This window comes from Clostridium sp. AF32-7AC (assembly GCF_003477925.1).
Lineage (GTDB): Bacteria > Bacillota > Clostridia > Lachnospirales > Lachnospiraceae > Otoolea > Otoolea fessa.
The window spans coordinates 24,704-39,072 of record NZ_QUEG01000010.1 but is presented as its reverse complement, the minus strand read 5'-3'; the positions used below and the strand labels follow the sequence as shown (position 1 = coordinate 39,072).

Below are 14,369 nucleotides of genomic sequence, written 5' to 3'. Positions count from 1 at the left end.
AACAAGGAGGTAATCGCCTTTGGACAGCATACTCCAACAGATCACAGACTGGCTGAAAGAAATGCTCGTTTCAGCTATTATGGGAAATCTGTCGGGGATGTTTGAGTCCGTCAACAACCAGGTTGGCGAGATAGCAACCTCCGTTGGCATGACCCCGGCGAATTTTTCGCCGGGTGTCTTTGCCATGGTACGAAACATCTCCGAGTCAGTGATTATCCCAATCGCAGGCTTGATTCTGACCTTCATTGCCTGTTATGAGCTAATTCAGATGATTATTGACCACAACAATCTGGCAAATTTTGAAACCTGGATCTTCTTCAAATGGGTGTTCAAGACTTTTGTTGCGGTCATGTTAATCACAAACACATTCAATATCACGATGGCTGTGTTTGATGTGACACAGCACGTTATAAACGCAAGCGCCGGTATCATATCCGGAAATACTGCCATAGATGCTTCGGCATTGGAAACAATGGAAGAAACGCTGATGGCAATGGATTTGGGTCCTTTGCTCGGCTTGTTCCTGCAATCCTTTATCGTGCAGGTCACGATGTCCGCTTTGGCAATCATCATCTTTGTGATCGTCTACGGTCGAATGATTGAAATTTATCTGATGGTCAGCCTTGCCCCGATTCCGCTTTCCACTTTTGGAAACAGAGAACAGAGCAATATCGGACAGAATTATCTGCGTTCGCTGTTTGCAATCGGATTCCAGGGATTCCTGATTATGATCTGCGTGGGCATTTATGCGGTGCTGATTCAGTCTATCGCATTCAGTGATGACATCATCGGTTCTATCTGGGGTGTTATGGGCTACACCGTCCTTTTGTGCTTCACCCTGTTTAAGACTGGTTCGCTTGCGAAGGGTGTATTCAGCGCTCACTAAGGGAAGGAGGAAATTGTTTGGCAGCGTATATTCCCGTACCTCGTGACCTGACGAGGGTAAAAACAAAAGTGTTCTTCAATCTGACGAAACGGCAGTTACTTTGCTTTGGTGCGGCGGCGCTCATCGGAGTGCCGATTTTCTTTCTGGTCAAAGCAACCGGAAATGTGAGCCTTGCAGCACTGTCCATGATGATCGTCATGTTACCGTTGTTCTTTCTGGCAATGTATGAAAAGGATAGTCAGCCGTTGGAAGTGGTTGTAGAACACTTCATTCAGACCAAATTCGTTCGTCCCAAGGTTCGCCCTTATCAGACGGACAACTATTATGACGCTTTGATGCGTCAGTACAAACTGGAAAAGGAGGTTGAACGAATTGTTTTTCAAAAAGAAGCCACAGGCAAGAAACATCAAAATGCCTGCAAATCTGAATCGGAAGCAGCAGCGAGAAATTAAAGCTGTTGTGGAACGGGCAAAGAAGGACAACGGTATTCCGCAGACTGCACAGCAGTCCATTCCCTTTCAGAGAATGTTCCCGGATGGCATCTGCCGTGTCACTGACAGTTATTACACCAAGACCATTCAGTTTCAGGACATCAACTATCAGCTGGCACAGCAGGAAGATAAGACTGCCATCTTCGATGAGTGGTGCAGTTTCCTGAATTTCTTTGACAGCTCCATTCACTTTGAGCTTTCCTTTATGAACCTGAGTACCGATGCTGAAAGCTTTGAAAAGAGTATCCGTATCCCGTTCAAGAAGGACAGCTTCAATCCCGTCCGTGCCGAGTATAGCCAGATGCTGAAAAAGCAGTTGGCGCAGGGCAACAACGGCTTGACCAAAACCAAGTACCTGACATTCGGCATTGAAGCCGAATCCATGCGGCAGGCAAAGCCGAGACTCAACCATATCGAAAACGATCTGCTCAATAACTTTCGGCGTTTGGGTGTCATTGCCACTACCATGAACGGCAAAGAGCGGCTGCATCTGATGCACTCTATGTTCCACATGGGTGATAATGATAAGTTCTTCTTCGATTGGAAGTATCTTGTGGAATCCGGGCTGTCCGTAAAGGACTTCATTGCTCCGACGGCGTTTGCCTTTAAGACCAACCGCACCTTCCAGATGGGCAGTATCTTCGGTTCGATGTCTTATCTGGCAATTACGGCATCAGACCTGTCTGATCGTATGCTGGCGGATTTTCTGGATATGGAATCCACGCAGATCGTGACCATGCACATCCAGTCGGTTGACCAGACTGCGGCGATTAAGACCATCAAGAGAATCATCACCGAGCTTGACCGTTCCAAAATCGAGGAACAGAAAAAGGCTGTGCGTTCTGGCTATGACATGGACATTATCCCATCTGACCTTGCTACCTATGGTAAAGATGCGAAGTCACTTCTGAAAGAATTGCAGAGCCAGAATGAGCGAATGTTCATGGTGACATTTCTGGTGCTGAACACCGGGCGCACCGAGCAGGAACTGGAGAACAATGTGTTCCAGGCACAGAGCATCGCCCAGAAGCATAACTGCAATCTGCGTCGTTTGGATTTTCAGCAGGAATCCGGACTGATGAGCAGCCTGCCTTTGGCACAAAACCTGATTGAGATTCGTCGTGGCCTGACTACCAGTTCCACGGCTATTTTTGTGCCTTTCACCACGCAGGAGCTGTTCCAGAATGGTGGAGAAACGCTCTATTACGGGCTGAATGCTCTGTCGAACAACCTTATCATGGTGGACAGAAAGAAGCTCAAGAACCCCAACGGACTGATTCTGGGTACTCCCGGTTCCGGTAAATCCTTTTCCGCAAAGCGTGAAATCACCAATGCGTTCCTGGTTACGGATGACGATATTATCATCTGCGACCCCGAAGCGGAATATGCGGCTCTGGTTCACAAGTTCAATGGTCAGGTGGTAAAAATCAGCTCCTCCAGTACCAACTATATCAACCCTATGGACATCAACCTGAACTACTCTGAGGATGACAACCCGGTAGCACTGAAAGCTGATTTTATCCTGTCCCTCTGTGAGTTGATTATGGGCAGTAAGGATGGCTTGCAGCCTATCGAAAAGACGGTTATCGACCGTTGTGTGCATCAGATTTACCAGAGATATTTCGACAATCCTGCCCCTGAGAATATGCCGATCCTTGAGGATTTGTATGATGCCCTTCTGAAACAGGACGAAAAGGAAGCCCACCATGTAGCGACCGCCTTGGAAATCTATGTTAAGGGTTCTCTGAAACTGTTTAACAACAGAACCAATGTGGATATTCAGAATCGTCTGGTGTGCTTCGACATTAAGGAGCTGGGCAATCAGCTGAAAAAAATCGGTATGCTGATCGTTCAGGATCAGGTCTGGGGGCGTGTAACTGCCAACCGTTCTGCCGGTAAATCGACCAGATATTATATTGACGAGTTCCATCTGCTTCTGAAGGAAGAACAGACGGCAACCTATTCCGTAGAAATCTGGAAGCGATTCCGTAAATGGGGCGGCTTGCCGACCGGTATTACTCAGAATGTCAAAGACCTGCTTCGTTCCCCGGAGATTGCCAACATCCTCGAAAACTCTGATTTCATCTATATGCTGAATCAGGCAAGCGATGACCGAAGTATTCTGGCACAGCGGTTGAACATTTCGCCGCATCAGCTGTCCTATGTAACCAACTCCGGTGAGGGCGAAGGACTTCTGTTCTATGGCAATGTGATTCTGCCGTTCATTGACCGATTCCCGACAGATCTGGAACTGTATCGCATTATGACCACGAAGTTAAACGAGGTGGCACAGGAAAAGGAGGCGTAATGTATGGCGAAAAGACCTACACGACTCCGTTTTACCGAAGATGACCTTGCAGATTCTCATGTGAAGAAAGCTGCCGACCGTGCAGATAAGGCGGTTGATAGGGCTGAAAAAGCGGCAGACAAATTGGCTTCTAAAAAGGCAAAGCCGAAGCTAAAGCTGGAAACAGATGCAGCCGGTTCCCGTAAAGCAAAGCTCCGTTTTGAAAAAGCGGAGTTTACGGAAATCGAGCGCCCATCTGTGGCAAAGCACATGGCAAGCCGTGGTGCCGCAGTCACGCTCACATCCAAAGCACATCGGGCGGTGTCAGAATATGAGGATGATAATATCGGCGTTCAGGCTGTGCAGGAAACGACCAAGGCTGTTGAATCCACTGTCTATACCGTCGATCATGCCGTTTACAGTCACAAGCTGAAAGCCTACGACAAGGCGGAAAAGCTGGTTGAGAAGTCAGATAAAGCAAATGTAAATGCCCTGTATGAGAAGTTCAAAAAGGACAACCCCGATGCCGGTTCCAATCCCTTTTCCCGTTGGCAACAGAAAAGGGCAATCAAGAAAGAATATGCTGCCGCCAAAGCCGGTAAGAATACCGCTTCGACAACGGCTTCTGCATCTAAGGGTGCAGGCAAGGCAACGGGCAAAGCAGCTCAGGGAGCCAAGAACATCACAGAAAGAGTAACGGAGTTCTGCACCACACACTCTAAAACGATTCTGTTTGTTTTGATTGCCGGACTGCTTTTTATGATACTCTCAGGGATGTTCTCGTCTTGTTCGGCTATGTTCCAAGGCGGCACACAGATCATTCTGGGAACTTCTTTTACTGCAAAAGAGGAAGATATTATTGGTGCGGACAATGATTACAAGGCTTTGGAAGCTGCGCTCCGCAATAAAATCAATAATATCGAGCGTACTCATAGCGGATATGACGAGTACCGGTATGACCTTGATGAAATCAACCACAATCCTTATGAGCTGGCGGCGTATTTGACGGTGAAGTTTGAGGATTACACCAGAGATGAGGTGCAGGCTACCCTGCAATGGCTATTTGAGCAACAATATGAGCTGACCCTGACGGAAGTAGTAGAGATTCGTACACGAACAACATCTTCTACTGATCCCGAAACGGGAGAGACAACAACAGAGGAAGAAGATTACGAATATTATATTCTGAATGTGAAGCTCAGAAATAAGGGCTTGAACAGTGTGATTTCAAATTCCGGCTTGTCGGAAGATGATATGGAGCGATATAGAATTTTGCTTCAGACAAGGGGCAACAGACCGGATATTTTCGGAAATGACATTTACGCCACCCCTGGCGGCGAGTACACCGATTATGATATTCCGGGCGAAGCGCTGACAGACACAAGATTTGCCAATATGATTCGGGAAGCTGAAAAATATCTGGGATACCCGTATGTGTGGGGCGGCAGCAGCCCGTCTACCTCCTTTGACTGCTCCGGATTTGTTTCCTATGTAATCAATCACTGCGGAAACGGTTGGAGTGTTGGTCGTTTGACCGCAAACGGTTTGATGGGCGTATGCGACATTATCCCGAAAAGCTCTGCCAAACCGGGAGATTTGATTTTCTTCCAAGGCACTTATGATACCTCCGGTGCATCACACGTTGGTATCTATGTTGGCAATGGTATGATGATCCACTGCGGAAACCCCATTTCCTACGCTTCTATCGAATCGAATTACTGGCAACAGCATTTTTACTGCTTCGGCAGAATCAGAAACTAAAGGAGGGATGGCGATTGAGTGCCAAGTTAGACAGAATAGGTGCAGACCTTGAAAAAGCCCGTAAGAAACGGGCAGAATGGGATGCTAAGGTGAAAGACCTGGAACGCAGATACCGTGAGGAGGAAAATTCCGAAATCCATGAGATGGTTCATGCTGCGAACCTGAATCCCGAACAGCTTTCCGAGCTGCTCCGTATGTTTGCTGCGGATATGGCTCCGAAGCCTGATACGATCAATACTATGAATGAGGAGGAAACGCAGAATGAGATTTAAGAAAATTGGAGCCGCATTGCTGGCGTGTGCAATGTGTTTTGGCGTGTTTTCTACAACGGCATTTGCCTATGTAGATGAAAGCGTAGCGACTGAAGAACCTGCGGTCGAAGAAAAAGTTCCCGAAACAGAGCCGGAGGAGCCGATGCTACCGCTTACTCCCGACGGCAATCTGACTTTGGTTGATGACGCTGGCTCGCCTACGAAAAGCGGAAAGCAGTTCATTACCGCTGTAACCAAAAACGGAAACTACTTCTATATCATCATTGACCGTGATGATAAGGGCGAGGAAACCGTGCATTTTCTGAATCAGGTGGATGAAGCCGACCTGCTCAAGCTGATGGACGAGGAAGAAGTTGCAGAGTTCACCAAGCCGGTTGAGGAAACAAAGCCGGAAGTAGTTGAAACAGTTCCTGAAATTACAGAACCGACACCGGAGGAAAAGCCGAAATCCACAAATATGCTCCCGGCGATTCTTACTCTGATTGTGCTTGCCTGTGGTGGTGGATTCTTCGTATTTAAGAAAGTCCAGGAAAAGAAGAAGGCACAGGAAGCGGCAAAGCCTGACCCAGATGCTGATTATGTGGACGATGACGAGGACTATGGGTACGATCCGGAGTTTGAGGACGACGATGAAGATAGCTCCGTCGATGAAGATGATAATGAACCTGTGTAAACAGGATAGGCTTGATGCCTGGGGCAGCCTTCGGGTTGCCTTTACATAGTTTCCGCTTTCAAAAAATAAAAAAATTTGCGTTTTTGAAAGTGACATCTTGCATATACTATTAGCAGACAGTATAATAAGTACAGCGAAGCGGTTTCGAGAAATGAAAAAACTTCAATTTTTGAAAGCGGGTGACTATATGAAAACAATCACGAGAGCAAAATATCTCGATAGAATCATTGAACTGAATGGTACTCCTGACATCAAGATCATCACGGGCATTCGTCGATCTGGTAAGTCCAAATTGATGCAGGCGTATATTGCGTATCTGAAAAGCAATTTTGAAAACATCAATATTATCTTCATCGACTTCATGGATTTGGCGTATGAAGAAATCAAGGAATACCATGCCTTACACGCCTATGTGGAAGAACATTATCAGGAAGGTAAAACGAACTACCTGTTTGTAGACGAGGTTCAGATGTGTCCCAAGTTTGAGTTGGCAATCAATAGCCTGTACTCTAAGGGAAAATACGACATCTATGTAACAGGCTCTAATGCTTTCCTGTTGAGTGCAGATCTGGCAACTCTGTTTACCGGACGCTATATTGAAATTCATGTGTTTCCTTTCAGCTTCCAGGAATATTGCCAGTATTATGATGATATTAGTGACAAAGATAAGCTCTTTGATGAGTACGCTATCAAGGGCGGTTTAGCAGGTTCCTATGCTTATAGAACCGAAAAAGACAGAACAAACTATATCAAAGAGGTCTACGAAACGATTGTTACAAGGGATTTGGTACAGAAATATACTCTCCCGGACACTTTGGTTTTACAACGTCTGAGCGAGTTCCTTATGGATAATATCAGCAACCTGACTTCTCCGAATAAGGTCAGTCAGCTACTGACAGCAAATGAGACTCCAACCAATCATGTAACCGTCGGCAAGTACATTAAGTATTTGTGCAATGCTTTTGTATTTTATGATATTAAGAGATATGACATCCGAGGTAAGAAATACCTTGAAAGCTCTGAAAAGTTCTATTTGTGTGACAGCGGTATTCGATATGCAATACTGGGAAGCAGAAATATAGACTATGGCAGAGTATATGAAAACGTTGTTTGTATCGAGCTTCTTCGCCGTGGATATGATGTCTATGTCGGCAAGCTCTATCAAAAGGAAATCGACTTTGTTGCTCAGAGAGGTAGCGAAAAGATTTATATTCAGGTCAGCGACAACATTTCCGGGCAGGAAACATTTGAGAGAGAATGCTCTCCTCTGCTTCAGATTCGAGACGCTTATCCGAAAATGATTATTGCCAGAACCAAACATCCCCAATATAGCTATGAAGGAATCGAAATTCACGATATAGCCGATTGGTTGCTACAAGAATAAGCAAGGTGAAATATCTCCGTCATTCTCTTTTGAAATGATGGAGATATTTTTATTATGACGGAGATTGTAGAACAGAAAATTGTATCAGGTTGCAAAAATCCTTTCCGAACTTTTTACATAGCAGTCATGCACTACGGTGTGTGGCTGCTTATTTTTTTGTGAAAGGAGCAGATGCAAATGAAATTAGTTTTGGCTGAAAAGCCTTCGGTTGCACAGAGTATTGCCAAAGTGTTAGGTGCTGCCAAGCGTGAGGATGGCTACTTAGAGGGAAACGGATATGTGGTCAGCTGGTGTGTAGGGCATTTGGTGGAGCTGGCACAGCCGGAAGTCTATGATGCGAAGTACAGCAAATGGGCTTATGCAGACCTTCCTATCTTCCCGATGGACTGGCAGTATGAGGTTTCTGCCGGTACGAAAAAACAGTTTGGGATTCTGAAAAAGCTCATGGCCAGAGAAGATGTTGCGAGTCTTGTGTGTGCAACAGATGCCGGTCGTGAGGGCGAGCTGATCTTTCGGTTGGTGTACCACAAAGCCGGGTGCAGAAAGCCGTTTGAGCGGCTTTGGATTTCCTCGATGGAAGATGTAGCAATCAAGGAGGGCTTTGAAAATCTCAGGTCTGGAACGGAATATGATGCTTTGTATGAAGCAGCACTGTGTCGAGAACGAGCCGACTGGATTGTTGGTATTAACGCTACTCGACTTTTTTCGACCCTTTACGGGCAGACCCTGAATGTTGGTCGTGTTATGACCCCTACCCTTGCTATGGCTGTTATGCGAGAAGCTGCCATTTCCGCATTCAAGCCTGAACTGTTCTACACAGTTCAGATTGGATTGGATGGTTTTACGGCTGCAAGCGAACGCTTCAAAACCAAGGCAGCAGCCGAAGCTGTCAAACAAAGCTGTTCGGTGGCAATCGTTCAGAAAGCTGAATGTAAGGAGAAAACAGAAAAGCCGCCTGCGCTCTATGACCTGACCAGTTTACAGAGAGAAGCCAACCGTGTGCTTGGCTACACGGCACAGCAGACCTTGGACTACACGCAGAACCTCTATGAAAAGAAACTGGTCACTTATCCCCGTACCGACAGCAGGTTTCTGACGGAAGATATGGCACATAGCCTGACCGACCTCGTAAAGCTGGCTTTCCACACATTCCCCGTGGAGGATGTGGATAACATACCAGTTCATGCAGAGCAGGTTGTGAATAACAAAAAGGTCACAGATCACCATGCCATCATTCCGACCAGAGAATTGCAGAAATGCAATCTGAGCGAACTTCCCAAGGGTGAACTTGCAATTTTGCAACTGATCTCGAATCGGTTGTGCGTAGCTGTTGGCGATCCGCACCGATACGCAGAGACAGTTATTGAGCTGGACTGTGGCGGTACCGTGTTTTCCACCAAAGGCAAAACTGTTGTGCAGGATGGATGGAAAGCTCTGGTTCAGAAAAATGATTCGACAAAATCCGACGAAAACGTGCAGACACTCCCTTCTGTTTCCGTTGGTGACGAAATGACCGTCAGCGGCACGGAAATCAAGGAAGGGAAAACATCTCCCCCTAAACACTTTACCGATGTGATATTTTGTGAGCGTAAGGAGTGGATAGGAATTGAAGAAAGGAGTTCAGCATGAGAAGAAAAAAAGATAGAAGCAATGGCATTACTGCTTTGTATGAAAGACTGTCTCGTGATGACGATAATGCTGGAGAGAGTAACAGTATCATTCATCAAAAGCAAATGCTTGAAGATTATGCTATAAAACATGGTTTTACGAATCTTGTTCATTTTACCGATGATGGTTGGAGTGGAGCGACCTTTGACAGACCTTCATGGAACAGACTTGTTGAAGGTGTTAAAAACGGAGAAATCACTGCCTGTATCTGCAAAGATATGTCCAGAATCGGCAGAGACCATTTGCAAGTGGGTTTTTTCACTGACATTCTGTTTAGAGAAAAGGAAGTTCGATTTATAGCAATCAATAATGGTATTGACAGTGACCGTCAAGAAACCAGTGAGTTTGCCCCTTTTCTGAATATCATGAATGAGTGGTTTGTCAGGGACACAAGTAAGAAAATTAAAGCTGTACTGAAATCCAGAGGTTCTTCCGGCAACGCTCATACAAGTAATATCCCACCATACGGCTATTTGAAAGACCCCGAAAACCCCGACCATTGGATTATTGATGAAGAAGCTGCTGAAGTAGTCCGCAGAATTTATCGCATGACTATTGAGGGAAAAGGACCTTATCAGATAGCAAGAGAACTTTCAGAAGAAAAAATAGAAAGACCGTCTTATTATCTTGGAAAAAAGGGACTTGGAAATCATGCAAGCAACTATGACAAAGAAAATCCGTATATGTGGCGAGGAAATCAGGTTACTACTCTGATTGCCCGACCAGAGTATATCGGAAAGACTGTCAACTTCAGGACATTCAAAAATTCCTATAAGGACAAAAAGACGAAAAGGGCAGACAAGGAAGATTGGGTGGTTTTTGATGATACACAAGAGCCTATTGTCGATGAAGAAACATGGCTGCTTGCTCAAAAGTTAAGACAGAATGTAAGAAAAGCAGATCCTATGGGCGAGCCTAATGTTCTGACCGGAAAGATTTACTGTGCTGATTGTGGTGCGCCGATGTATAATCACAGGCAGCGGAAAGGGCGAGAAAGAATATACTATACTGCCAAAGGCGAAAAAAGGACAAGTTATTCCAATCCGGCAGATTGTTATGAATGTTCCACTTATAATCTTGCTTATCAGAAGTATGATCGTCACTGTACTTGCCACCATATTTCAACAAAAGCACTTAAAAGCATCATTCTGAAAACTATACAAGAGACTTGCCATTATGTTTCTTTGAATGAGCAGGAGTTTGTCTATTCTCTGCAAGAAGAATCGGCGATGAAAGATATTGCTGTTTCTGAAACTGTAAAAAACCGCATTGAAAGAAATCAGAAGCGAGTTCACGAACTGGATATGCTTATCAGGAAAATCTATGAAGATAATGTGATTGGAAGATTGCCGGACAGACTTTTTCAGAGTATGCTTACTGATTATGAAAATGAGCAGAACGAGCTGAACAAGATTATTGAGACTGACACCGCTGATATGCAACGGATTATAGGCGGTCAAAATAATGTGGAGCGTTTTCTGAAGCTGGTCAAAAAGTATGAGAACATTACAGAACTTACTCCTGCCATGATAAATGAATTTATCGACAAAATACTGGTTCACGAGCCACAAGGAAAAGGTGCAGACCGCACCACAGAGGTGGAGATATATCTTAACTATGTCGGGCAATTTCAAGTACCTGTGGAGCAGCATGAACCAACAGAGGAAGAAAGGATTGCTGCTGAAAAAGAGGCGGAACGACTTCGCAGAAAACGAGAATCCAATCGTAAGTATATGAAAAAGATTCGTGAGAAATCAAAAGAATTTGCGGAGCATGAGCGTATAGCAGAAGAAAAAAGCTCTGATAGCAATGTGTGTGTTGAACAGAACGCCACAAGCAAATCAAATCGGCAAAAAGTGAAAGGAGAAAAAATAGCATGACAGAATTGAAACCACGAATCCATGATGAATGTAACGGTCTGGACTATGTTCTTGTGGGCGATTACTATGTGCCGGACTTGAAGCTACCGGAGGAACATCGCCCTATCGGTATGTGGGGCAGACTGCACAGGACATATTTGGAGCAGTACCGCCCTGCAAGGTTATCTGCCCTCTGTTTATCCGGCGAACTGCATACTTACCTTGCTGACCTGAACGAACAGGCAGCAGAAAGGTGCAGCCTTATCATTGAGCAGATGAAACAAGCCGAGGGTGTGACCGAAACCATGAAAGCAGACAATCAGATGTTGTGGGTACAGTCCATGAACTCTATCCGTAACCGAGCCGAAGAAATCATCAGACAGGAAATGATTTACTGCTGATTTTATCAAGTCCAAAACCAACAAATTTATATCGTCAACGAAACGACAGGTATTTCCTTATGAAGTGTCTGTCGCTTTTCATTTATCAAACTTTAAGGAGGAAAACACAATGAAGATGAACCGGAATGAAATGGAAGCCCTTTATGCCTTTGGCTGTCCGAACCTGAAAGCAACTGTCAAGCGTTTGCGTATGGTAGCTGCCCTTGCACCCGATCCAGTGGCGAAGAAGCTGTTTTATATGCTTTCCGTCAAGCTGAGTGCTGAGGGTGTTGAAAGGTGGTATTGCTGCTTTTACTGCAAGCTGCGTGTGTTGAAAAACCATAGGGAGGGCTGCTATGGAGAGACTGACGAAGATTGAGAAAGAAACAATCGTTCTCTTTAATGAGGGCGAGGACAAGGCAAATATCTACACCCACAACGCCGGATTGAAAAAGAGGTTGGCTGCTTTTGCTAAGAAGTACCCTGACCTTTGCAGACTGGAAAAATCCAATGTTCAAGGCGGTGTTTCTTATGAGCTGGCAAAGTCCCGTCTGTCTATCCGCTTCCTGCCGCCTTACAGTGAGGAACGCAGACAGAAAGCCAGCGAATATGCGAAAAAGTATGGGCTGAACAGTCAGCAGGGATAGTGTGATAATCAGGGCTGATATGCGGTTAAAATGTCAGGTGCAGACCTGATGTTTTGACCGTTGCCTATCGCCTGTGAGGAAAGTATCGGGGACTATGAAATTTGCAGAAATGTGCGTTACGGGTAGCAAGATAAAAAGCTGTGAAAATTTAATGCCACTTCGGAATTATTAACACTTATTTGTAGATTTAAGGTATGGAGATATGTTAGAATAGCAATAAATAATGACGAAAGGGTAATTTTTATATGATGAAACTTAGTGAAAAAACCAAAAATTTCATACTATATGGTGTTGAAAATAAAATAGAGAGGAAAGAGATTTATAAATTTGATGGAGCAATACTTTTTCTCTGTTTTTTAGCAATGTTTATAGCAGATTCAACTCCGTCGCCCTCTTTTTACAGAATTTTTTTAATACTATTCTATGTTGTTTTCGTAATTGCTACATTTTCAAAATCAGATGTGACTGGCGAAAAAACTTTTTGGATTCATGGCATTCAAGGTTTAGGAATGGGCATTTTGTTCGGTTGGTTTGGAACTATTCTCATATTTTCAACATTAGAAAAGGAAGATTATAGTTCTTATATGGCTATTTTATTGATTGTATATATAATAAGTGCGATAGCATATACATGTTTAGTTATGTTTCTCATAAAAAAGGATATATATAATTCAGATTCTAATAAAAAAGTTATGGGAGGTTGGAGTTTCGTTTGTTTTGGAATGCTCGGAATATCCGTCGCTAAAATAATGAGTTCTAAAATACCATATATATCCATGATTAGGATAGCAGGTTTGGGATTTTATGTTCTTTCGTTACTATGTTTAATGAGTATATTTTTTTTCGTGAAGTACTTTTTGATAAAAAAATATAAGCTAAAACCGAATGAATAAATAATCTTTATATTCCACATAAATGATAATCAGCTGCATAGTTGGTCGTTTTTGTTTATCCATTTACAGACTATTTGTAATCTGCCACAACTGAATATGACCATTAAGGTCAGATGAAGAAACCGATGTATTGAGCGTAAAGCGATCATGCGTCGGTTTTTCTTATTTCATGAGCTGACAGAATTCCGACTGTATATCACCCGTGAGGAAAGTATCGAGGACTATGGGTTTTGAGGAAATGTGCGTTACAAGGCTTGAACAGGAACTCTGCACACAAATTTTTCTTCCATTCGTTAAGTTGATGAAGTATAATGAAATATGAAAAATTGAGGTTTTTAATGCTCGATTTCAAACAATCATTTTTATATATCTGGAACTATGGAGGGCAAAATGAATGATTTTTTACGAATGTGTTTTAATATAATTACACAAATAGGTCCCTATTTAGTTGTACTTCTTCTTTTGAAATATCTTGTAAATCTTCAACAAAAGAGAGCTAAAGAACGAGAGGAAGAACAGAAAAAGGGAATAATTAGGACGCATTATATAATAAAAACCGAAAAAGTACTTACTATGTTTTTTGTATTGGCGGTGTTTCTTTTTGGGGGAGCTACGGTAGCCAGTGCTATTCAACAAGATGATTTATTGCCACCAATTGGTTTTAGTATTTTCTTTATTGTTTCTTTAATCGGCTCATTGAACATGATTATGTGGAAATTGGAAGTGAACGGAGATGAAATCACATGGCGTTCAACTTTTGGAAGAAAGAGAACTTTTCGCTTTGAAGATATTACATATTGCGAGATGAAGGGAAATTCTATTCGTGTATATGTCAATGGCAAAAAATTATTCACTATTGACAGCGGTGTTGATGATAGTGAATTTATGGAGGATATAGAGAGAAGAAGAATCCCTGTAAAATCTTACTGGGCAAATCAGCATAAGAAAAATCGTAAATGACATAGATTTTATAACAGTACGATGTTAAACAACTGAATATGACCGTCAAGGTCAGATGAAGAAACCGATGTATTGAGCGTAAAGCGATCATGCGTCGGTTTTTCTTACATGAGCTGACAGAATTCCGACTGTATATCACCCGTGAGGAAAGTATCGGTGACTATGGATTTTGCATAAATGCGCGTTACGGGTAAGTAAAAAACTACTT

The 14,369-nt window shown here is 43.6% G+C and carries 13 protein-coding genes and 1 pseudogene; all 14 read left to right on the top strand.

What is annotated here, in order from left to right:
• The first annotated feature begins 19 nt into the window (after positions 1-19).
• The gene (locus tag DWZ45_RS12570) at positions 20-886 is read left to right on the top strand and encodes a VirB6/TrbL-like conjugal transfer protein, CD1112 family (protein WP_002304374.1); all 867 of its coding nucleotides are present in this window, start codon (positions 20-22) and stop codon (positions 884-886) included.
• Positions 887-903: 17 nt separating this feature from the next.
• Positions 904-1,338 carry a PrgI family protein gene (locus DWZ45_RS12565; protein ID WP_002304375.1) on the top strand — a complete coding sequence of 145 codons (435 nt, stop codon included), beginning with the start codon at positions 904-906 and terminating at the stop codon, positions 1,336-1,338.
• Positions 1,298-3,685 (top strand): VirB4-like conjugal transfer ATPase, CD1110 family, encoded by a 2,388-nt coding sequence (locus DWZ45_RS12560; RefSeq protein ID WP_002588967.1) that lies wholly within the window; start codon positions 1,298-1,300, stop codon positions 3,683-3,685. The genes DWZ45_RS12565 and DWZ45_RS12560 overlap by 41 nt, the downstream gene beginning before the upstream one ends.
• Positions 3,686-3,688: 3 nt before the next feature.
• On the top strand, positions 3,689-5,425 hold the full coding sequence (locus tag DWZ45_RS12555) for a C40 family peptidase (RefSeq protein ID WP_002304377.1): 1,737 nt from the start codon (positions 3,689-3,691) through the stop codon (positions 5,423-5,425).
• Positions 5,426-5,439: 14 nt separating this feature from the next.
• Complete coding sequence (locus DWZ45_RS12550) at positions 5,440-5,697, top strand: DUF4315 family protein (RefSeq protein WP_002304378.1); 258 nt, start codon at positions 5,440-5,442, stop codon at positions 5,695-5,697.
• A complete protein-coding gene (locus tag DWZ45_RS12545) occupies positions 5,687-6,370 on the top strand; it encodes a DUF4366 domain-containing protein (RefSeq protein ID WP_002578950.1) in 684 nt (227 codons plus the stop codon). The genes DWZ45_RS12550 and DWZ45_RS12545 overlap by 11 nt, the downstream gene beginning before the upstream one ends.
• Positions 6,371-6,521: 151 nt before the next feature.
• Entirely contained in the window at positions 6,522-7,754 is a 1,233-nt protein-coding gene (locus DWZ45_RS12540) for an ATP-binding protein (protein ID WP_002304383.1), read from the top strand.
• A 177-nt stretch (positions 7,755-7,931) separates the two neighbouring features.
• Positions 7,932-9,326, top strand: a pseudogene (locus DWZ45_RS12535) (DNA topoisomerase); the annotation flags it as partial.
• Between the two features lie 53 nt (positions 9,327-9,379).
• Entirely contained in the window at positions 9,380-11,302 is a 1,923-nt protein-coding gene (locus tag DWZ45_RS12530) for a recombinase family protein (protein WP_117460717.1), read from the top strand.
• Positions 11,299-11,682 carry a TnpV protein gene (locus DWZ45_RS12525; RefSeq protein ID WP_003864567.1) on the top strand — a complete coding sequence of 128 codons (384 nt, stop codon included), beginning with the start codon at positions 11,299-11,301 and terminating at the stop codon, positions 11,680-11,682. Before DWZ45_RS12530 ends, DWZ45_RS12525 begins: the two co-directional genes overlap by 4 nt.
• 109 nt (positions 11,683-11,791) lie before the next feature.
• Complete coding sequence (locus DWZ45_RS12520; RefSeq protein ID WP_117460718.1) at positions 11,792-12,040, top strand: ferredoxin; 249 nt, start codon at positions 11,792-11,794, stop codon at positions 12,038-12,040.
• The gene (locus tag DWZ45_RS12515; protein WP_117460719.1) at positions 12,018-12,308 is read left to right on the top strand and encodes a molecular chaperone; all 291 of its coding nucleotides are present in this window, start codon (positions 12,018-12,020) and stop codon (positions 12,306-12,308) included. Before DWZ45_RS12520 ends, DWZ45_RS12515 begins: the two co-directional genes overlap by 23 nt.
• Before the next feature lie 245 nt (positions 12,309-12,553).
• The gene (locus tag DWZ45_RS12510) at positions 12,554-13,201 is read left to right on the top strand and encodes a hypothetical protein (RefSeq protein WP_117460720.1); all 648 of its coding nucleotides are present in this window, start codon (positions 12,554-12,556) and stop codon (positions 13,199-13,201) included.
• Between the two features lie 390 nt (positions 13,202-13,591).
• Positions 13,592-14,161 carry a DUF6560 family protein gene (locus DWZ45_RS12505; protein ID WP_235837120.1) on the top strand — a complete coding sequence of 190 codons (570 nt, stop codon included), beginning with the start codon at positions 13,592-13,594 and terminating at the stop codon, positions 14,159-14,161.
• Positions 14,162-14,369: the final 208 nt, after the last annotated feature.